At 70.0% G+C, this 19,166-nt stretch carries 19 protein-coding genes and 1 tRNA gene; 11 read left to right on the top strand and 9 right to left on the bottom strand.

What is annotated here, in order from left to right; translation table 11 throughout:
- Positions 1 to 86: 86 nt before the first annotated feature.
- The gene (locus tag GT042_RS07500; protein ID WP_161307919.1) at positions 87 to 578 is read right to left on the bottom strand and encodes a RidA family protein; all 492 of its coding nucleotides are present in this window, start codon (positions 576 to 578) and stop codon (positions 87 to 89) included.
- A complete protein-coding gene (locus GT042_RS07495) occupies positions 575 to 736 on the bottom strand; it encodes a DUF4177 domain-containing protein (RefSeq protein ID WP_107018142.1) in 162 nt (53 codons plus the stop codon). Before GT042_RS07495 ends, GT042_RS07500 begins: the two co-directional genes overlap by 4 nt.
- 95 nt (positions 737 to 831) lie before the next feature.
- Between GT042_RS07495 and GT042_RS07490 the strand changes: the two genes are divergently transcribed.
- Together GT042_RS07490 and GT042_RS07485 are read left to right on the top strand one after the other, a co-directional pair.
- Positions 832 to 1,797 (top strand): ArsA-related P-loop ATPase, encoded by a 966-nt coding sequence (locus tag GT042_RS07490; protein ID WP_161307918.1) that lies wholly within the window; start codon positions 832 to 834, stop codon positions 1,795 to 1,797.
- A complete protein-coding gene (locus GT042_RS07485) occupies positions 1,794 to 3,170 on the top strand; it encodes an ArsA family ATPase (protein WP_161307917.1) in 1,377 nt (458 codons plus the stop codon). Before GT042_RS07490 ends, GT042_RS07485 begins: the two co-directional genes overlap by 4 nt.
- A gap of 161 nt (positions 3,171 to 3,331) precedes the next feature.
- Here GT042_RS07485 and GT042_RS07480 read toward each other — a convergent pair whose 3' ends face one another.
- On the bottom strand, positions 3,332 to 3,676 hold the full coding sequence (locus tag GT042_RS07480; RefSeq protein WP_202532472.1) for a WhiB family transcriptional regulator: 345 nt from the start codon (positions 3,674 to 3,676) through the stop codon (positions 3,332 to 3,334).
- 396 nt (positions 3,677 to 4,072) lie between these two features.
- Between GT042_RS07480 and GT042_RS07470 the strand changes: the two genes are divergently transcribed.
- A complete protein-coding gene (locus GT042_RS07470) occupies positions 4,073 to 6,367 on the top strand; it encodes a transglycosylase domain-containing protein (RefSeq protein WP_161307916.1) in 2,295 nt (764 codons plus the stop codon).
- A gap of 114 nt (positions 6,368 to 6,481) precedes the next feature.
- On the opposite strand, the gene GT042_RS07465 is transcribed toward GT042_RS07470, so the two are convergent.
- The gene (locus tag GT042_RS07465) at positions 6,482 to 6,949 is read right to left on the bottom strand and encodes a GatB/YqeY domain-containing protein (protein WP_161307915.1); all 468 of its coding nucleotides are present in this window, start codon (positions 6,947 to 6,949) and stop codon (positions 6,482 to 6,484) included.
- A gap of 125 nt (positions 6,950 to 7,074) precedes the next feature.
- Here GT042_RS07465 and GT042_RS07460 point away from each other — a divergent pair, with 125 nt between their 5' ends.
- The 8 genes from GT042_RS07460 to GT042_RS07420 all read left to right on the top strand — a co-directional run bounded on the left by GT042_RS07460 (position 7,075) and on the right by GT042_RS07420 (position 14,636).
- Positions 7,075 to 8,001 (top strand): metallophosphoesterase, encoded by a 927-nt coding sequence (locus GT042_RS07460; protein WP_161307914.1) that lies wholly within the window; start codon positions 7,075 to 7,077, stop codon positions 7,999 to 8,001.
- Positions 8,002 to 8,086: 85 nt separating this feature from the next.
- A tRNA-Pro gene (locus tag GT042_RS07455) sits at positions 8,087 to 8,160 on the top strand.
- 1,309 nt (positions 8,161 to 9,469) lie between these two features.
- Positions 9,470 to 9,841 carry a hypothetical protein gene (locus GT042_RS07440; protein WP_161307913.1) on the top strand — a complete coding sequence of 124 codons (372 nt, stop codon included), beginning with the start codon at positions 9,470 to 9,472 and terminating at the stop codon, positions 9,839 to 9,841.
- A 137-nt stretch (positions 9,842 to 9,978) separates the two neighbouring features.
- Positions 9,979 to 10,836 (top strand): DUF2637 domain-containing protein, encoded by an 858-nt coding sequence (locus tag GT042_RS07435; protein WP_161307912.1) that lies wholly within the window; start codon positions 9,979 to 9,981, stop codon positions 10,834 to 10,836.
- A 326-nt stretch (positions 10,837 to 11,162) separates the two neighbouring features.
- Positions 11,163 to 12,050, top strand: a complete 888-nt coding sequence (locus tag GT042_RS07430) for a hypothetical protein (RefSeq protein WP_161307911.1) — start codon at positions 11,163 to 11,165, stop codon at positions 12,048 to 12,050.
- Between the two features lie 5 nt (positions 12,051 to 12,055).
- Positions 12,056 to 12,529 carry a hypothetical protein gene (locus GT042_RS38800; protein ID WP_237530550.1) on the top strand — a complete coding sequence of 158 codons (474 nt, stop codon included), beginning with the start codon at positions 12,056 to 12,058 and terminating at the stop codon, positions 12,527 to 12,529.
- A gap of 102 nt (positions 12,530 to 12,631) precedes the next feature.
- Entirely contained in the window at positions 12,632 to 13,750 is a 1,119-nt protein-coding gene (locus tag GT042_RS07425) for a hypothetical protein (RefSeq protein WP_237530549.1), read from the top strand.
- A gap of 181 nt (positions 13,751 to 13,931) precedes the next feature.
- Positions 13,932 to 14,636: a nucleotidyltransferase domain-containing protein gene (locus GT042_RS07420; RefSeq protein WP_161307910.1), complete on the top strand. Its 705-nt coding sequence runs from the start codon at positions 13,932 to 13,934 to the stop codon at positions 14,634 to 14,636.
- A gap of 99 nt (positions 14,637 to 14,735) precedes the next feature.
- On the opposite strand, the gene GT042_RS07415 is transcribed toward GT042_RS07420, so the two are convergent.
- From GT042_RS07415 to GT042_RS07390, 5 genes are all read right to left on the bottom strand, one after another.
- A complete protein-coding gene (locus GT042_RS07415; protein ID WP_161307909.1) occupies positions 14,736 to 15,659 on the bottom strand; it encodes an FAD-dependent oxidoreductase in 924 nt (307 codons plus the stop codon).
- A gap of 4 nt (positions 15,660 to 15,663) precedes the next feature.
- On the bottom strand, positions 15,664 to 16,233 hold the full coding sequence (locus GT042_RS07410; protein WP_161307908.1) for a cysteine hydrolase: 570 nt from the start codon (positions 16,231 to 16,233) through the stop codon (positions 15,664 to 15,666).
- 727 nt (positions 16,234 to 16,960) lie between these two features.
- The gene (locus GT042_RS07400) at positions 16,961 to 17,548 is read right to left on the bottom strand and encodes a CYTH domain-containing protein (RefSeq protein WP_161307906.1); all 588 of its coding nucleotides are present in this window, start codon (positions 17,546 to 17,548) and stop codon (positions 16,961 to 16,963) included.
- A gap of 60 nt (positions 17,549 to 17,608) precedes the next feature.
- A complete protein-coding gene (locus GT042_RS07395) occupies positions 17,609 to 18,256 on the bottom strand; it encodes a Sua5/YciO/YrdC/YwlC family protein (RefSeq protein ID WP_161307905.1) in 648 nt (215 codons plus the stop codon).
- A gap of 138 nt (positions 18,257 to 18,394) precedes the next feature.
- Entirely contained in the window at positions 18,395 to 19,141 is a 747-nt protein-coding gene (locus GT042_RS07390; protein ID WP_202532469.1) for a phytanoyl-CoA dioxygenase family protein, read from the bottom strand.
- Positions 19,142 to 19,166: the final 25 nt, after the last annotated feature.

Genomic DNA, 19,166 nt, shown 5'->3' with positions numbered 1-19,166 from the left:
GCGTAGGGCCCGGCGGTACGGACCGGGGCCTCGCGGGAGGGCCCGCCGGACCAGGCCGGGGGGCCGGTCCCCGCCGGCCCGCCCGCTCAGTCCTCCGTCAGCTCCACCAGGATCTCGACCTCGACCGGGGCGTCCAGCGGCAGGACCGCCACGCCCACCGCGCTGCGCGCGTGCACGCCCTTGTCGCCCAGTACCTGGCCCAGCAGCTCGCTGGCGCCGTTGACGACGGCCGGCTGCCCCGTGAAGTCCGCGGCCGAGGCCACGAACCCCGTCACCTTCACCACACGCGCGATGCGGTCCAGGTCGCCGGTGACCGACTTCACGGCGGCCAGGGCGTTCAGGGCGCACGTACGCGCGAGGTCCTTCGCCTCCTCCGGCGTGACCTCCGCCCCGACCTTGCCGGTGAGCGGAAGCTTGCCCTCCACCATCGGGAGCTGGCCCGACGTGTAGACGTACAGGCCCGTCCGTACCGCGGGCCGGTACGACGCCAGCGGGGCGACGACCTCGGGGAGGGTCAGGCCCAGTCCGGCGAGGGCGGCCTCCACCGTCCCGGCGGCGGCGCTGTCCGATCCGCTCATGCGGCCCGCTCCCGCTTCAGGTAGGCGACGAGCTGCTCGGGGTTGTTCGGCCCCGGGACGACCTGGACTAGCTCCCAGCCGTCCTCGCCCCAGGTGTCCAGGATCTGCTTGGTCGCGTGCACGAGAAGGGGCACGGTCGCGTATTCCCACTTGGTCATGGGGGCGACTGTATCCGTACGGCGGACGGCGCCGTATCCGTACCCACGGGCAGCCTCGTGCGTAGCCTGCGGCCTTACTGGTTAGGCTCGAATACGTGAGCAGGCTCCAGGTCGTCAGCGGCAAGGGCGGCACCGGTAAGACGACGGTCGCCGCCGCCCTCGCGCTCGCCCTCGCGACGGAGGGCAAGCGCACCCTCCTCGTCGAGGTCGAGGGCAGGCAGGGCATCGCACAGCTCTTCGAGACGGAGGCTCTTCCGTACGAGGAACGCAAGATCGCCGTCGCCTCGGGCGGCGGGGAGGTGTACGCGCTGGCGATCGACGCCGAGCGTGCCCTCCTGGACTATCTCCAGATGTTCTACAAGCTCGGCGGCGCCGGGCGGGCGCTGAAGAAGATCGGCGCGATCGACTTCGCGACGACCATCGCCCCCGGCGTCAGGGACGTCCTGCTGACCGGCAAGGCCTGCGAGGCGGTCCGGCGCAGGGACAGGCAGGGACGTTTCGCCTACGACTACGTGGTGATGGACGCGCCGCCCACCGGGCGCATCACGCGCTTCCTGAACGTGAACGACGAGGTGGCGGGGCTGGCGAAGATCGGCCCCATACACAATCAGGCGCAGGCGGTGATGCGGGTCCTCAAGTCGCCGGGGACGGCCGTGCATCTGGTGACGCTGCTGGAGGAGATGCCGGTCCAGGAGACCGTGGACGGCATCTCCGAGCTGCGGGCCGTGGACCTGCCGGTCGGCAAGGTGATCGTGAACCAGGTACGGCCCCACCTCCTCGACGAGGCCGCCGTCCGCGCCGCGTCCGGGGACCGCCGCAAGGAGGTCGCCAGGGCGCTCGGTACGGCGGGGGTCAGCGCCCCCACGAAGCTGGTGGGCCCCCTCCTCGACCAGGCGGCGGAGCACGCGCAGCGGGTGGAGCTGGAGCGCGAGCAGCGGGCCGCCCTGGCGAAGCTGGGCCTGCCCACGTACGAACTCCCCCTGATCGGTGAGGGGATGGACCTCGCCGGTCTCTACCGGCTGGCGGGGGAGCTACGGCAACTCGGGAAGGCCTTCGCATGACCCGGACCCAGCCCACCCCCCGGTCGTCGGCGACCTCCGCCCGCACCTCCGCGCTCGACGCGGCGGCCGCCCCCCTGGAGATCGATCCCCTGCTGGACGACCCGGACACCCGCATCATCGTGTGCTGCGGCTCCGGCGGGGTCGGCAAGACGACCACCGCCGCGGCCCTCGGCGTACGGGCGGCGGAGCGCGGCCGGAAGGTGGTCGTGCTCACGATCGACCCGGCCCGCCGGCTGGCCCAGTCCATGGGCATCGACTCGCTCGACAACACCCCGCGCCAGGTGAAGGGCGTCGAGGGTCCCGGCGAACTGCACGCCATGATGCTCGACATGAAGCGGACGTTCGACGAGATCGTCGAGGCGCACGCGGACCGCGACCGGGCGCGCGCCATCCTGGACAACCCCTTCTACCAGTCCCTGTCGGCCGGATTCGCGGGCACGCAGGAGTACATGGCGATGGAGAAGCTGGGGCAGTTGCGGGCGCGTGACTCCTGGGACCTGATCGTCGTCGACACCCCGCCCTCGCGCTCCGCGCTGGACTTCCTGGACGCGCCGAAGCGGCTCGGGTCCTTCCTGGACGGGAAGTTCATCCGGTTGCTGATGGCGCCGGCCAAGGTCGGCGGCCGGGCCGGGATGAAGTTCCTGAACGTCGGCATGTCGATGATGACCGGCACGATCGGGAAGGTGCTGGGCGGCCAGTTCCTCGGTGACGTACAGATGTTCGTCACCGCGATGGACTCGATGTTCGGCGGGCTGCGCACCCGGGCGGAGGCGACGTACCGGCTCCTCCAGGCGCCCGGCACGGCCTTCCTGGTGGTCGCGGCGCCGGAGCGGGACGCGCTGCGCGAGGCGGCGTACTTCGTCCAGAGGCTGGCCGCCGAGGAGATGCCGCTGGCGGGTCTCGTACTCAACCGGGTCCATGGCAGCGGCGCGGCGCGGCTCTCGGCCGAGCGGGCCCTGGCCGCCGCGGAAAATCTTGAAGAGGGCGGCATTGTGGATCAGGAGCCCGGGAATGCTCCTTCTCGTGGCGCCGAAGCCGCGGCGGGCTCTTCTCCCCGAGCCTCCGAGGCGGTGCCCGAGCCCGAGTCCCCCGCGTCCGACTCGTCCACAACTGCGCCCGCCCCAGAGGCGGATTCCGTCACACCTTCTGTCACAAGTGTCACAACTGTGGAACAGCTGACCGCTGGTTTGCTGCGTCTGCACGCGGAACGGATGCAGGTGCTCGCGCGCGAACGGCGTACGCGCGACCGCTTCACCGCTCTGCATCCGGAAGTCGCGGTGGCCGAGGTGGCCGCCCTGCCCGGCGACGTTCATGACCTCGCCGGGCTCAGGGCCATCGGTGATCACCTCGCGGCCGGTCGTAGTACGACCTGACCTGCGAGGACGCGCTCGGCGGCGCGGCTGATCGAGCCGCCACTACCGAGCCGTACGGCCGCGCACGTGCAGGCGCACACCAGGACCGTGCGGTGCCGGCCCGCGGGGCGTACCTCTTCTGCCTGGGTACCTGGCCCGCGGGTTGGTCGTACCGTCCGCGGCTAGCCCGCGGCCGCGTACGTCTCGTACGTCTCGTCGTCCTCCAAGCCCACGGGCAGGAGGCCCGCGCTGCGCTCGTACTCCGTACGCGCGGTTTCGAGCAATCTTCGCCACGACGTGACGGTGGGACGCCTGCGCAGCAGTGCGCGGCGCTCCCGCTCGGTCATCCCGCCCCACACGCCGAATTCGACGCGGTTGTCCAGCGCGTCAGCCAGGCACTCGGTCCGCACCGGGCATCCGGTGCACACCGCCTTGGCCCTGTTCTGCGCTGCACCCTGCACGAACAATTCATCCGGATCGGTAGTGCGGCATGCTGCCTGCGCACTCCAGTCGGTTACCCAGCCCATTCCGGCGCCGTCCTCTCCCGAATCGAGGCTCCCCCACGGCGGTAGCGGCATATTCACCGCTGCCAGTTGAGGACGTTACGGAAGGCGGGCACAGCGCAACACCCCCTTCGGGCCCAATCTTGAATGGTCCGAACGGACTATGCGTGCGTGACAGATCACCCAGGGGAGTGAGCGATGGACATCACTCATGAACCCGGCAAAGTGGGGCAAGAAGGGTGAGTCACAACGGACGTTCAGGGGCAGAAGCAGTCAATACAGGCGTGGCTCCCCGCGTTTCGGGTTCACGGGAAGTTCACATCGAGGGCTTGATGCGCAACCCCACTGCTGTGACAGTTGGGTACAGCTTAGGCCAGAGCCTTGACGCGTGTCCGGCGAATGAGAACGTAGGCTGCCCCCATGCCAAAAAAGCGCTCGGGCGGGGGTCTGACCGGGACCCAGCAGGCCGCCAAATTCCTCGGTGTCAGTGTGCTCGCGGGAGCGGTGCTGGCGGGAATCGCCTTGCCGGCGTTCGGCGCGCTGGGACTCGCCGCGAAGGGAACCGTCGAGGGATTCGACGAGATCCCCGCCAATCTCAAGACGCCGCCGCTGAGCCAGCGCACCGAGATCCTGGACGCCAAGGGCGGTCAGATCGCCACGGTCTACTCGCGTGACCGCACGGTCGTGCCGCTCAAGGACATCTCCCCCTTCATGCAGAAGGCGATCGTCGCGATCGAGGACTCGCGCTTCTACGAGCACGGGGCGATCGACCTCAAGGGCGTGCTCCGCGCGGCCAATCGCAACGCGCAGTCGGGCGGGGTGTCCGAGGGCGCCTCGACGCTGACGCAGCAGTACGTGAAGAACGTGTTCGTCGAGGAGGCCGGCGACGACGCGACGAAGTTCAAGCAGGCCACGCAGCAGACGCTGGGCCGCAAGATCCAGGAGCTGAAGTACGCGATCCAGGTCGAGGAGGAGCTGGGCAAGAAGAAGATCCTTGAGAACTATCTGAACATCACCTTCTTCGGTCAGCAGGCGTACGGCGTCGAGGCCGCGTCGCAGCGGTACTTCTCCACGTCGGCGAAGAACCTGACCCTCGGCCAGGCCGCGATGCTGGCGGGCATCGTCCAGTCGCCGACGCGCTACGACCCGGTCAACGACCCGGCGGAGGCGCAGAAACGCCGTAACACCGTTCTCCAGCGGATGGCCGACGTCGGCGCCGTCTCGCAGGCGGAGGCGGACAAGGCCGGCGCCGAGCCGATCAAGCTCAAGGTCAGCAAGCCCAAGAACGGCTGCATCACCGCCGTCGACGGCGCGGGCTTCTTCTGCGACTACGTCCGCGAGGTCTTCCTCACCGACCCGGTCTTCGGCAAGACGCGCGAGGAGCGGGCCAAGGTCTGGAACCAGGGCGGCCTGACGATCCGTACGACGCTGGACCCGCAGGCGCAGAAGTCGGCGCAGGCGTCGATCAAGGACCACGTCTACAAGAGCGACCCGGTCGCGACGGCCCTGTCGATCGTCGAGCCGGGCAGCGGCAAGATCCTGGCCATGGGCCAGTCGAGGCCGTACGGCTTCGGGAAGAACGAGACGCAGATCAACCTGTCCGTGAACCAGAACATGGGTGGCGGCGCCGGTTACCAGCCGGGGTCGACGTTCAAGCCGATCGTCGCGGCGGCGGCGCTGGAGCAGGGCATTCCGGCGACGCAGCAGTTCCCGTCGCCGTACCAGATGACGTACCCGACCCCGGTCCAGACCTGCGACGGCCTGTGGAGCGACAAGGACGTCCCGGTCGAGAACGAGAACGAGTCGGAGCACGGCCCGTACGGGATGAAGGAAGCGACCGCCAAGTCGGTCAACACCTACTACGTGGAGCTGATCAGCAAGATCGGCGTGTGCCCGGTGACGGACATGGCCACCAAGATGGGCGTCAAGCGGGCCGACGGCAACCGGATCCAGCAGGTGCCCTCGATCACCCTGGGCACGCAGGAGATGTCGCCGCTGACCATGGCGTCGGCGTACGCGACGTTCGCCAGCCGCGGCATGTACTGCACGCCGATCGCGATCGAGTCGATCACCGGGCCCGGCAAGAAGCAGCTGCCCGTGCCGAAGTCCACGTGCAACCGGGCGATGTCCGAGAAGACCGCCGACACCATAAACACACTGCTCAAGGGCGTGGTGGAGGACGGTACCGGTACGGAGGCGGGCCTCGGGCCGCAGCGTCCGAGCGCGGGCAAGACCGGTACGACGGACTTCCGCTACGCGGCCTGGTTCGTGGGCTACACGCCGAACATGTCGGGTGCGGTGTGGGTCGGTGACCCGCAGCACAAGCGGAAGATGGTGGACATCACCATCGGCGGGGCGTACCAGGCGAAGGTCTTCGGTGGCCAGGTGCCGGGGCCGATCTGGAAGGACGCCATGACCGGCGCGCTGGCCGGGCACGAGGCTCCCCCGTTCACCGAGGTCGACATCCCGGATCCGCCGAAGGAGAAGCCGGCGGGCGACGCGAAGCCCGGTGACACGGCGGGCCAGACGGACGGCGGGAACGGTGACAACGGGGGGAACGGCGACAACGGTGGCAACGGCGGAGACGGCGGGAACGGCGGGCGCGGTGGCGACAACCCCTTCCCGGACTTCTCGGTGCGGCCGGGGCTGCTGAGCGGCGGGAACGGGAACGGCGGGGAAGGGAACGGCCAGGACGGCGGGGGGAACGGCCCGTAAGGGCTTCCCGCGGTTGATACGACAGGGCGCCCGGTCCGGTGACGTACGACGTCAACGGTCCGGGCGCCCTGCTGCGTACGAGGGTCACCCCCACGCTCGCTTGTACGACTCGCCTCAGCCGGCGGCGAGGTGCTGCTTGACCAGGGCGGCGACCCGGCCGCCCTCGGCGCGGCCGGCGACCTTCGGGTTCACGATCTTCATGACGGCCCCCATCGCGCGCGGCCCCTCGGCACCCGCCGCACGGGCCTCGCCGACGGCCTGGGCGACGATCCCGCCGAGCTCGTCGTCGGACAGCTGCTGGGGCAGGTACGCGTCGAGGAGCACGCCCTCCGCCTTCTCCCGCTCGGCCTGCTCCGTACGCCCGCCCTGCGTGAACGCCTCGGCGGCCTCACGGCGCTTCTTCGCCTCCCTGGCGATCACCTTCTGCACCTCGTCGTCGGAGAGCTCGCGGGCGGTCGTACCCGAGACCTCCTCCTTGGTGATGGCGGTGAGGGTCAGCCGGAGCGTGGCGGAGCGCAGCTCGTCACGGGCCCGGATGGAGGCGGTGAGGTCTTCCTTGAGCTTGGACTTGAGGCTGGTCATGGGTACAAGTGTGACAGGTACGCCACGAAACCCGCCCGGGGATTACGGGCCTCCTCCCCGCCTCCTCCCCGGGTCTCCTCCCCGGGTCGTACAAACACCAATACAACGTCTGAGACGATGGGACCATGCGCGCACGTTACGGAGTACCCCTGGGAATCGCGGCAGTCGGCGCGGCCGGAATCGCCTACGCGGCAGGTATCGAAACCCGCTCGTTCCGGTTGCGGAGGGTCACCGTCCCGGTACTGCCGCGGGGCATGCGTGATCTTCGCTTCCTCCAGGTGTCCGACATCCACATGGTGAGCGGACAGCGCAAGAAACGGCACTGGCTCCAGGCGCTCGCGGGCCTGCGCCCGGACTTCGTCGTGAACACCGGCGACAACCTGTCGGACCCGGAGGGCGTACCGGAGCTGCTGGACGCGCTGGGCCCGCTGATGGAGTTCCCCGGCGTCTACGTCTTCGGCTCGAACGACTACTACGGCCCGAAGCTCCGCAACCCGGCCCGCTACCTCTTCGAGAAGGCCCAGGGCCGCCACGGCCTCAACGGCAACGCCCCGGCTCCGGCCGCGGTGCGCAACCCGTGGGAGCCGATGCGGGACGCCTTCGACGCGGCGGGCTGGGAGGGCCTCACCAACACCCGGGGCCGGCTCAAGATCGACGGCTACGAGATCGCGTTCACGGGCCTGGACGACCCCCACATCAAGCGGGACAGGTACGAACAGGTCGCCGGCGGCCCGGACCCGGACGCGGACCTCTCGATCGGCGTCGTCCACGCCCCGTACCTCCGCAGCCTGGACGCCTTCACGGCCGACGGCTACCCCCTGATCCTGGCGGGCCACACCCACGGCGGCCAGCTGTGCATCCCCTTCTACGGCGCCCTGGTCACCAACTGCGACCTGGACACGGACCGCGTGAAGGGCCTCTCGACCCACCGCTCGGGCGGCCACACCTCGTACCTCCACGTATCAGCGGGCTGCGGCACGAACCGCTACACCCCGGTCCGCTTCGCCTGCCCCCCGGAGGCCACCCTGGTCACCCTGACCCCCCACCCCTGACAGCTCCCCGCCTCCCCAAAACCGGATTTCGTCCTAGGCCAGCGGTGGGCTAAAGTAATCGATGTCGCCGCCACACGGACGACATCGGGGTGTAGCGCAGCTTGGCAGCGCGCTTCGTTCGGGACGAAGAGGTCGTGGGTTCAAATCCCGCCACCCCGACGGTGAAACACGCAGGTGAGGGGCGGCCTTCCGAATCGGAAGACCGCCCCTCACGGCGTTCCGGGGCGGCTTTGGGAGAAAATTGGGAGAAGATCTTGATCGGGGCCTCTCTTCTTCCGCCCTCTGGCCTGGTCTTTCCCTCGCTCTGAGGAGCGCGTCGAGCGCCGCGACTGGAGAGGCGGGGCTCATTGTGCGACGTACTTCCAGGGCCTCTTCCCACTGCTCGGTGAGTGCGTCCATGAGCCGAGCGCGCATGCGCGGGGTGACGTGGGAGTAGCGGGCCTGGACGGAGCCGTCCTCATGGCCGAGGCGCTCGTCCATGAGCTTGGGCGGGGTGCCGGCCTCCTCCATGATCGTCCGGTGGGTGTGCCGGAGGCCGTGGGGCGTCAGGCCGGGCGCGATCGGCACCCAGCAGACCTGGGCGCGCTGGGCTGCGCCCCTACCCCGAGCCGGGATGCCGGGCCAGGGCTCGGCGAGCAGGGGGACGGGGTGGGCGTCGTAGGGGGCGCGGGTCGGGTAGGAGCCGGTGGTGGCCGGATGGAAGAGCCACGAGGCGAAGCCACTGCGGCGCCAGTGGGGCGCGAGTTCCCCCGAGCTAGCGTTGCGGATGTACCCCAGCTCGGCGATGGCGGCCTCCACCCTGAGCCGCCTGTCCTCCGAAACGCTATCGGGCCGGTTGAGGACGTTGGAGACGGTCCCGGCGGAGACCCCGGCCTTGCGGGCCACATCGACGACCTTCGCACCCGGCCGACGAGCTGCGCCGTTGGCGGCGCTGTAGCCGTTGAAGGCGTACCGGAGCCCGTGGCAGGCGCACGGCTCGGGCCGCTTGGCGGCGACGTGCCGGGAGAGCAGCCCGGACAGGAAGTCCGGGGTGTCGATGGTCCGGTAGGAGTCGTCCTTGGGCGGGCACCGGTGGAACTCGCCCCCGTCCAGCTCGTAGAGCTGCCACTCGACGCGGAGAGTGCCGGGCCGTATGAACTGCGCCTCCAACCCCGTACGTCAGCCGGACGGCACCTTCGTCAGCCAGGCCCACGTGTACGACACCCCGCACACCGCATACGCGTCCGCCGCCCAGGTGGCGCCGGGTGCCGTATTCCCAGGCCCCGGTCGATTGGCCGCCGATGACCGTGGCGCCCACCCCGTAAAGGACCGTAGGAAAGAACCCACCCTCCCCGCCCAGCGGGTGGCCCCGGGCGGGCGGCGGGAGACTCCGCCCGCACCCCCGAGCCCGGCACTCGCCGAGGCGGCAGCGGTGCTCCACAGGGTGACCTCGGCGGAGCCCCGCCTACGCCTCGGCGCGGCAGAGGCGATGACGCTCGCACCTCTCGTAGCACTCTGGCTGGAGCGCGGCCTCGGCTCCCGCGACCTCTCGTTCGCACTGCTGGGCGGCCTGCCCGAACGCGTCCACAGCGCGTCGGCCTTCCTGCGCGACCGCCTGACCCGCAAGCTGCCCCCGGCTGTCGAACCGGCCGTCGCATCGCCGCGGCCCCGCCAGTACGAGTGCTCGGCATGTGCGCGCCCGACGCAGCACGAGGGCACCTGCCGAACCTGCGCAGGCGCGGACACCGCACCGCCGGACGCCGTCGACGAGCGCGCCCGTACCGCTACGCGAGGCCGCGCCCTGGTCCGCGCCACCCTCAGCGACCGCCAACCCGGCCCGCTGGCCGGCGCGAGAGCCTGACCTCGTCTTTCGCGGCTGCCGCCGCTCCGCACCCGTCCCGGTCCTGACGCGCGCCCCTCCCCCGACCCACCGGGTGATGCCGCCTGCCCGCGCTGACGCGCGCGCCGCGCCACCCACCCCCATGCCTGGAGCTTCGCATGCCCACGTCCACCCCGCCCCTGCCCGACCGCCCCGCGCCGATACCGGACCGGACGCGCCACCGGCCGCTCCCTTTCGACCGCCTCGTGATCCTCCTGCTCGGCACCTGCGGATGCGTGCTGTCCTTCGACTCACTGCGCCAAGTCGCCCTGGCCACCCACGTCCGCCCCGACCTGAGCTACCTCTTCCCCATCGTGATCGACGGCTTCATCGCGTACGGCGTCCGCGCGATCCTGCTGCTCCGCGACGCTCCCCGTAGCGCCCGCCTGTACGCCTGGACCCTCTTCGGCGCCGCCACCACCGCCAGCCTGTGGGCCAACTCCCTGCACTCAGTACGCCTCAACTCCCCGGGCACCCACGTCCTCGTCCTCGGCAACCACACCGTCGCCGTCCTCTCGACGATCGCCCCGATGGCCTTGGGCGGCGCCACCCACCTCCACATCCTGGTCACCCGCCACGGCCGCACGCAGCGGCCGGAATCGGCGACAGCCGGAACGCCGAGCGTGGCACCGCCCGCTCCGGACAGCATTACGGCCGCCGAACGGACAACTTCTCGCCCGGCCGTACCTCCGGCGGCCCCGGTCGCCGAAACCTCCGGCCGGAAAGCGCCCACAAGCCGTACCGGGCCTAGCCGTTCAGGCACGCGGACCAGCACCGGTCGCCCCGGCCGCCGAGCCGACGCTTCCATCGACGAACTGGCCGCCGTCATCGCCAGCGTCCACGGCCAATCTGGCCAGATAACCCGCGGCGCCGCCCGCGAGGCGATCCAGGCAGCCGGGCTGTCCGCCGGCGACGACCGCATCGCCCAAGCTCTCGCCCAGCTCGCCCAAGACCAAACTGCGTCACCCAAGGGCTGAGCCGACGAAGGCGGTGGGGGTACACGTAGATCCGGCGCAACCAGCCCCCGAGCGCCCCTACCGCCGACCCTCCCAACGCCCCGGAGCCGCCCACAGTCACGGAGTCCGCCATGTCGAACCCCGCCAGCAACCACAACCCGGCCACCTCCACGCACCCTGTCCCCGACGGCGCACGCACGTCCCCCGACAGCCGCAACAGCCCACCGTGCGGCGGAGCAAGTTGTCCCGGGATGAGTCATCCCGGGGTTCTGCCCGCCCCAGGGGTGGCGGGCAGCTCCGACGCCGTCGCCAGGGGGCGGTCAGCGACGGCCACTCTCGGCCCAGGGGTGCCGAGTGGGACGTACGACGACGCTGTCCGCACAGAATCCGACCTGCCCGACGCCCCGACCAGCACCGTCGCCCACGCAGTAGCGCAGCACCACCGACGACGTCTCGCCGTACCGCGCCGCCATCGCGACAACCCGTGCTTCAGCGACGCCGAATGGAGCGAGATCACCAAGGCCGCCGGGCAGTGCGGCCTCATGCCCGGCGGCTTCACGGCGGCTGCAACAGTCGCGTACTCCCGGACTGAGCGACGTACCAGCATCGGCGAGGAACGCCGACGCCTCGAAGACCTGATCAACGCCAACAACGCCCTCGCCGCCATCGGCAGCCGACTCAACGGCTTCGCCCACCACCTCAATTCCGGCGGCACGCCGAACGCCGAACCGGCCAGCCTCCTGCTGGAACACGTCTCCTACGCCGTACAGCGCGCCGATACGGCCGTGCTGGCCGTTCCCCACGCCGAATCCGCACCACCGAACCGCTCCCGCGCAGCAAATCCACCCCCGGCCGCCGAAATCACCCGCCACCACCGCCTACGGATGACCGCTCCCCGCCGGAACCGCACGCACCCCTGCTTCAGCGACGGCGAATGGGCCGACCTCATAGCCGCAGCGCGCGTCTGCCACCTGAAGCCAGGCGGATACGCCGCCGTCGCCGCGCTCCTCGCCGCGCGGACCGCCGATCCCAGGGCGGCCATCGCCGACACCCGCCGCCAGCTCGAGGAACTCATGGAGTCCAATCGCCAGTTCGCCGCCGTCGGCAACAACCTCAACCAGGTCCTGGCCCACCTCCGCCCCAGCGACGCTCTGTACGCCTTGGCCCAACGCACCCTGCGGCTCATCCACATGGCCTTGGACGACGTGGATACGGCCGCCCTCCACTGGCGGTAGCCGCCGTGATACCCAAGATCACCGCAGGCACCGGCGGCACGTACGGTCTGATCACGTACCTCTACGGACCCGGCAAGGCCAACGAACACACCGACCAGCACATGGTCGCCTCCTGGAACGACTTCGCCCCCGACCCCGGTCCTACGGCCAGCCGCGAGGCGATCACGAAACTCGCCCGCCAACTCGACCTCCCGGTCAAGTCCCTCCCCCGCGAGCAGCGCCCGAAGACGACGATCTGGCACTGCTCCGTCCGCACCGCCGCCGATGACCGTCCCCTGACCGACGACGAGTGGGCCGCCGTCGCCCGCCGCGTCGTGCACGCCGCCGGCATCGCTCCCGAAGGCGATCCGAAGGCCTGCCGGTGGGTCGCCGTACGCCATGCGCCCGACCACATCCACATCGCCGCCACCCTCGTCCGCGAGGACGGCCGCACCGCCCGCCGGAACTTCGACCGGAAGGCCGTCCAGGCCGAAGCCTGAGCCATCGAGAGGGACTTCGGCCTGCGTGAACTCCACCCGGGCGACGGCACAGCAGCGAAACGCGCCACCAGCGCCGAGCTTCGCAAAGCCGATCGCCGCGGCTTGGACCGCCCCGCCCGGGACCAACTCCGCGACGCCGTCCGCCGCGCCCTGGCGGGGGCGTCCACCGAGGAGCAGTTCTTCCGCCGTCTCACCGCACAGGGCGTCCGGATCACCAAGCGTGTGGCCCCCTCCGGCGACATCACCGGCTTCAGCGTCGCCCTGCCCGGCGACCGCAACCGCGACGGCAAGCCCATCTGGTTCTCCGGCTCGAAGCTCGCCCCCGACCTGTCCCTCCCCCGCATCCGGCAGCGCCTGGCCGCCGACGCCGCGCCGCCCTCCGAAGGAACCACCGAACCAGCCCGAGCCCGTCGCACCGCAACCACAGCCGCAGCGGACGCCCTCCGATCGCTGGCCCAGGACGACAACGAATCCGCAGCCGACCAGCTCGTCGGCGTGGGCGAAGTCCTCGACGCCCTCGCGCAGACCAGCCCAGCCAATACCCGCGCCGAACTCCAAGCGGCGGCGCGCGACTTCGAACGCGCTACCCGCTCCCACATTCAGGCCGGCAACTACCACAACCAAGCTTTCCGCAGGGCCGCCCGAGATCTCGTCCAGTCCGGCCCAGCCCTCGGTAAGGGCGAGGACGGCGCGGCGGCGGCCATGCTCCTGAGCATCCTGATCACAGCCGCCGTGATGGCAGCCCACTGGCACGCCGCCCGCGACCACGCCCAGCAGGCAGCCGCCTCCCGCCAGACCGCCACCCACCTCCGCGCGGCCTACCAGGCCGCCGCGAGCGCACCCCTCACCGCGATGCGCGCCACCGGCCAGTCCCTCCCCGCCCCGGCCCAGCACCACGCGGCGGAAGTGATCCGCGCTGTCCTCCCGACAGAGGCCGCCCGCATCCAGGCCGAACCCAACTGGCCGGCCCTGGCCGCCACCCTCAAGGAAGCGGCCCAGGCCGGCCACGACCCCGTCGCCCTCCTCCACAGGGCTGTAGACAACCGCGAACTCACCACGGCCGGCTCCCTGACCGACGTCCTCCTCTGGCGCCTCCGCCACAAGGCCCACCTCCCCGCAGCCCCGACCTACGCACCCCAGCAGCGTCGCCCTACGCCGACGCCCCGCTCAGCACCGCCGACCCCTCCGCTGCCTGCACAGGCTCCCAGCCGGAGGAGGTAAAACGTCCACCTCCAGCGCACCGGTGGGTACCTCGACCAGACGGCCGTGGAGTGCGGAGCTGCCGGTACGTGGGCCCACCGAGCTGAAGGCCCTGGTCATGCCCGGCATCGATGGCCTGTGCCTCTGGCCTCCCGGTACAAACCACAGTGCGCTCAGCCCACAAGCCGCCGACAATCCCCTCATGGACCCGATCGACGCCGCGCACTCCGTTGTCGAAGAACACCACCCCGACGCACGAGCCGCCTTCCTCGGCGGCAGCGTCATCACGGACCGCCGTACGGCGACCTCCGACCTGGACATCGTGGTCCTGCTGCACGGCGCTCCGGCGCCCTACCGGCTGAGCCTCCACGAAGACGACTGGCCGGTGGAACTGCTGGTGCACACCGAGGAGTCCTGGCACACCTTCGTCGAACGCGAGGTACGCAACCGTAGGTCCCCTCTCATGAGGATGTGCGCGAACGGCGTCCTGCTCTTCGACCGGGACGGAGTGGGCGCGCGCATCAGCGCCCAGGCGAAGTCGCTGGCCGCAGCCGGGCCGGCCCCGGTGTCCGTCAAGGAGATCGACGACGGCCGTTACGCCCTCACCGATCTCCTCGACGATCTCGCAGGCTGTACTGACCAGGGCGAACGCCTCTTCATCTGCATCGAACTCGCCCGCCGTACGGCCGAACTCTCCCTGGCTCTCAACTCCGCCTGGAACGGCGGCGGCAAGTGGCTGGCCCGCTGTCTCGACGCCGCAGCCCCCGGCATGAGCGCGCGTCTGCACAACGGCGTCCGGCAGGCCCTCGCGGGCCGAGCGTCGCCGCTGGTTGCTGCAGTGGACGAGGTGCTGGACCAAGCGGGAGGCCGATTGTGGGTGGGCTACCGACGCAGCGGTACCCCGTAAACGGCGAAGCGCCCGCTCACACCTGCGCTCCCAGGACCGCCTCCCCGATATACGTCGGCTCCCGGCCGAGCCACCACCAACGTCTCTGCGAACCGATTTTCAGTACGGAGAGCCGCCGTGTTTCGCCGACTGCACGCCCCGCAGACCGTAGTAGGCCCGCAGCGCGGCCTGGCTGCCGGAGCCGGTCGCGGCCATGATGCGCTGGAAGCGGGCGGAGCGCAGATCTCCGGCGGTGATGACGCGCGGGTGTTGGCGATCCGGCGGGCAGTAGCCGGACGTGTCGCGGATGAGGGCGCCAGGCGGTGGCACCGGGGCGCTGCCCAGGTTCATGTACACAGTGTCGACCGTCCAGGAACCGGGCTGGTCTTCTCGGTCGACCCACTCCACTGTTAACGCCGAACCGCCGTCCTCACTCACCGATAGGCGGGCGACCGGCAGCAGCGTGACCCGGGCATCACCGCGCACTTCGTCGACCTTGTAGTCGTCCTCCGGCGGATAGGCAACCAGGACAGTGGCGCCGAGTGCCGGGTGGGCGCGGAGGAACGTGCCGAGGGGGCGGTCGGCGCCGACCACGAGGAGGGAACCGACCACCTCTCCCGGGACCTTGGCGCCCCAGAGGGTCGGCGGGTCCGTGCCCGCTGCCACCGTGAGCCACGGGGCGACCGAGACTGGAACCGGGCCGACCCCGGTCGCGACGACCGCGTAAGAGCCGCTTATGGTGCGGCCGGTGTCCATCGTGACCGTCACGTGGTCGTCGTAGGCACGGACCTCGGTCACCCGCGCACCGAGGTCGACCTCGCACAACTCGGCGCGAGCGACGTCCTCCGCAATGGCAGCGGCGAGTTCCGGCCCGCTGGCACGGCCGCCCACGACGTTGTTGATGGCGGCGATGTGCTGGAGCTTGGCGCACAGGGCGTCCGGCTCGATCAGGACCGACCGCACGCCGACGCTGGCGGCCATCACCGCCGCAGCGCAGCCGGCCGGGCCTCCTCCGACGATGACCAGGTCCGTGATCGCTGTCATGGGGCTATTCCAGCACCGGGACTTCGAGCCTCGGGGCGAGTTGAGCCAACAGGTCCTCGGTGGTGATCAGTTGGCGTGGTCCGATGAGGCGGCGGGCGACCGTGAGGCCGGCATCGTGGACAGTGGGCCCCGCGTCGCTGGCGGAGGCGTCGGTGAGGACCCAAGGCGTGTAGCCCCGCTCGAAGGCATCTACCGCGGACTTCAGAACGCAGCTCTCGGTCGCGATGCCGCAGAAGACGAGATCGGTCCAGCCCGCGTCGCCAAGCAGGGCGACCGCCTCGTCGGTGAACAGGGTGTAGCCGACCTTGTCGAGCACGGCACAAGCGGACGCAGCCTGGTCCGCCAGCTCCGGAACGATGTCCGTCTCCGGTGGGCTCTGCAACCGGCTCCAGCCGAAGAACCGCTCGAAGGAGCTCTCGGGATAGTTTCGATAGCGGGTGAAGACGACGGGACGGCTGGCGGTGGACCATCGTGAAACGAGGCTGGAGATCACAGGAACGACGTGTCGGCTGTTGTGGTTGGTGAAGCCGTTCTGCACGTCGACAACGATCAGGGCCGCGCTGTCGATGTCCACCGCGGCATCCGTAACCTCCATGGCGTTGTTCTCCCGTCGTCAGCCCACACTGTCCCGGAGAGCGTCCTGCGCGGCACGCAGTCGTTCCGCGAGTCCGCTCGTCTTCGCATCCTGACGCAGGAGCCACCTTCCTCGACGGAGGCGTCATCACGGATCGCCACGCGACAACCTCTGGCCTGGATGTCGTGGTCCTCCTGCACCACACTCTGGCGACCTACTGGGCGAGCGTTTACAAGCAAGGCTGGCCAGTGAAGCGGCGGGTGCACACCATGAAGCAGGCCGGAGGCCGACTGCGGATCAGCTAACGCCACGTCGGCATCCAAAGGATGACCAAACACCCTCACAGCCTCGCCCTCAGCAGCCCGATCAGCCACCCCGAGTGCGACGGTGTCTGGCACCGTGGCGCTTCCCCGGAGGGCTCGTGACCGGCGCTCGTCCATCCGGATCATCGGCGGCAAGAATCGCTTGCCATACCCGCTCCTGCAGTTCCCGGATGCAAGGTCCGCACGCGTACATCGGAGCTTGCGCTCCTGCCACCATGGCAGGGCCTATCCACAGCACTCGGGTCCGCTGCTGGCCGCAGAACAGCCAGCAACAACCGTCGGTCCACTGGTTGCCGTCGTCGGTGGTCGCCGGTTCTGGCGGCCCGCCTCGCGCGAACGCCGCTATCCCGGGTATCGCGACATGAGGCAGCGGGACGTCCGTCACCGATTCCTCACCTCCAACTTCACTGTCCTGACGTATCCGCAGCGAGCACCGCTCCATCGTTGCCGTCGGCGAAGAGAAGGGTGGGCTCGGCGAGGATGTCCCGTCCTGCCTTGCTCTTGTAGATCCCGTCGACGCTGCCGAACCGGGCTTCGCTGTAGTCGAGGCCCAGAAAGCCGGCGGCCTCCCGGACGGGCTGCTCGTCGGGGCCCTCGATCTCCAGGATGGTGGGCAGGCCGGCCCAGGTGTCGAAGTCGAAGGCGATGCCGCCAAGTTGCCATTCCTCGCGGAAGTTCTCCTGGTAGCGGACCTCGCGCAGGCCGAGGCTGCTAAGGATCTCTGCCATCGCCTGGAGGTCGCCGACCTCGGTCTCGATCTCGATCGTGCCATGGATGGACGTGGCGTCGGTGACCTGCTTGAGGGTGAGCGTGGTGCGCGTTCCTTCATCGCGCAGCCGCACCCACTGCGTGTCGTCGAGAACGTCGCTCTCGAAGATCTTCCATGTGAGCAACGTCGGCGGGAGCACCTGGATGGCGCCCAGGTCCGCAAGCTTGGTCTGGAGTCCGATCACGTCGACGGACAGGAACTTCGCCTCGTACTCGTGCTTCATTACCGCCTTCTTGCCGGGTGGACGAAAAAGGGCGCCGACAGTTTGGACGTTGCCATTGAGTCAACCGACGAGTTCCCGGCCCAAGGCGGCCGAGAGGGCGCGTTGGTGGACCAGGCCGACGCGCACCAGACGAGCCTCCGGCGTCACGCAGTCGACGATGGCGAGGTGGTTGGCAACCGGGCAGACGCCGCCGTCCAGGACGACGGACACCGGGACGTCGGTGAGCTTGAGGAAGTCCTGGACCTCGTCGATGGTGATCGACGGTCCCGGCGCGTCCACGTGTGCGTCTCCGGAGACGTTGACCGTGGTCGCGGCGACGGGGACGGCGGCGGCGGCTGCGAGCCTTCCCAGGGCGTCGGAAGACCGGGTGACGAGGGCCGGGGCGCCGACCGCCGTGTACCGAGCGCTGGTCTGCTCGTCACGCCACGGCAGGAGGAGTGCGAGGTCGCCGGGCCAGAATGCCTCCATGAGCTTTCGGGCTTCGTGGTGGACGACGAAGTGCCGCTCGCAGTGTTCTGCGGAGGGGGACACGAGGACCAGGGACTTCGTGAGAGGACGCTGTTTCGCGTCGAAGATACTGCGGCAGGCCGCTTCGTTGGTGGCGTCCGCGCAGATCATGTACCAGCGTCGGGTGGGCACGATGACCAGCCCACCCTCTTCGACGGCGCGGGCGGCTTCGTTGAGTTGGTCTAAGGAGATCGATCGCACGGGACTTCCGTTTCTGACGTCGGAGTGTGAGGTCGGCCCGGACCTGTCTGGCCCTTCCGGGGCATGGCTCCCGTGCCGAGGCAGGAGCCATCGCCGACGACGGTCGGCGGGCGGGTGATGCGGCTATGCCGTCCGCTGCTACAGCAGTGCCGACAGGGGCGGGTAGTCGAGCCACGGGTTCTGCAGGGCTTGGATCCTGCGCTCGGCGTGGTGGATGTGCGAGACGCGGAAGTAGGCCATGACGCGGGGCTCGGTCCCGGTGTTGCGGCCCACGGCGTGCGGCACGAGGTGGTGCATCAGCAGCAGGTCCCCGGGGTGGCCCAGCAACGGGGTTCCGCCCTGGGCGTCGATCACCGGCGGAACCTGGTCCGTGATGCCGGAGGTCCACTCGTCGCGGAACCACCGCGACATCTCCAGGTGAGCGCCGGGCTGGACGTGCAGCGCACCGCCTCGGGGGTCCGCGACGTCAGACAGCACCACGCCCACGAGCAGGGAGAACGTCCGGAGTTCCTCCGGATCCAGGTGGGGGCAGGCGACGCCGTCGACGTGCATCGGTTTGACCGGTTGGGCCGCCGGGAGAAGCTGCTCCGGAAGGCGGATCTGGACCTGGACCGTGGTGACCGGCTGGATGTCTCCGCAGAGTCCAGCGGCGATCTGCGCCGCTCCTGAGCCGGTGAAGAGGGCGAGCAGGTCGGGATGGCTGCCCAGCTCGGGAGCGAAGGTGCGCTGGGTGTACTGGTCGATGAGGGCCTCGTCCATCGCCTCCCGACACCATTCATCGATGAGCGCTCGGGCGCGGGTGACGAGTGCGGGGTCCACGGCGTCGCGCTTGATGATCAGGCCGTCGCGCAGGAAGTCGTGTTTGTCGTCGACGGTGAGGGCCATGGGCAAACTCCTAAAAGGCTCGGCC

The organism is Streptomyces sp. SID3212, assembly GCF_009865405.1.
Taxonomy (GTDB): domain Bacteria; phylum Actinomycetota; class Actinomycetes; order Streptomycetales; family Streptomycetaceae; genus Streptomyces.
Note: the sequence above shows the minus strand (reverse complement) of the source record. Positions and strands in the feature narration are given on the sequence as shown.

What these genes read in the sequence shown, in the direction of transcription:
- GT042_RS07500 (WP_161307919.1), bottom strand. Translation starts at nt 578, where the DNA reads ATGAGCGGATCGGACAGCGCCGCCGCCGGGACGGTGGAGGCCGCCCTC.
- GT042_RS07420 (WP_161307910.1), top strand. Translation starts at nt 13,932, where the DNA reads ATGGACCCGATCGACGCCGCGCACTCCGTTGTCGAAGAACACCACCCC.
- GT042_RS07485 (WP_161307917.1), top strand. Translation starts at nt 1,794, where the DNA reads ATGACCCGGACCCAGCCCACCCCCCGGTCGTCGGCGACCTCCGCCCGC.
- GT042_RS07415 (WP_161307909.1), bottom strand. Translation starts at nt 15,659, where the DNA reads ATGACAGCGATCACGGACCTGGTCATCGTCGGAGGAGGCCCGGCCGGC.
- GT042_RS07495 (WP_107018142.1), bottom strand. Translation starts at nt 736, where the DNA reads ATGACCAAGTGGGAATACGCGACCGTGCCCCTTCTCGTGCACGCGACC.
- GT042_RS07435 (WP_161307912.1), top strand. Translation starts at nt 9,979, where the DNA reads ATGCCCACGTCCACCCCGCCCCTGCCCGACCGCCCCGCGCCGATACCG.
- GT042_RS07465 (WP_161307915.1), bottom strand. Translation starts at nt 6,949, where the DNA reads ATGACCAGCCTCAAGTCCAAGCTCAAGGAAGACCTCACCGCCTCCATC.
- GT042_RS07460 (WP_161307914.1), top strand. Translation starts at nt 7,075, where the DNA reads ATGCGCGCACGTTACGGAGTACCCCTGGGAATCGCGGCAGTCGGCGCG.
- GT042_RS07400 (WP_161307906.1), bottom strand. Translation starts at nt 17,548, where the DNA reads ATGAAGCACGAGTACGAGGCGAAGTTCCTGTCCGTCGACGTGATCGGA.
- GT042_RS07390 (WP_202532469.1), bottom strand. Translation starts at nt 19,141, where the DNA reads ATGGCCCTCACCGTCGACGACAAACACGACTTCCTGCGCGACGGCCTG.
- GT042_RS07480 (WP_202532472.1), bottom strand. Translation starts at nt 3,676, where the DNA reads ATGGGCTGGGTAACCGACTGGAGTGCGCAGGCAGCATGCCGCACTACC.
- GT042_RS07440 (WP_161307913.1), top strand. Translation starts at nt 9,470, where the DNA reads ATGACGCTCGCACCTCTCGTAGCACTCTGGCTGGAGCGCGGCCTCGGC.
- GT042_RS07470 (WP_161307916.1), top strand. Translation starts at nt 4,073, where the DNA reads ATGCCAAAAAAGCGCTCGGGCGGGGGTCTGACCGGGACCCAGCAGGCC.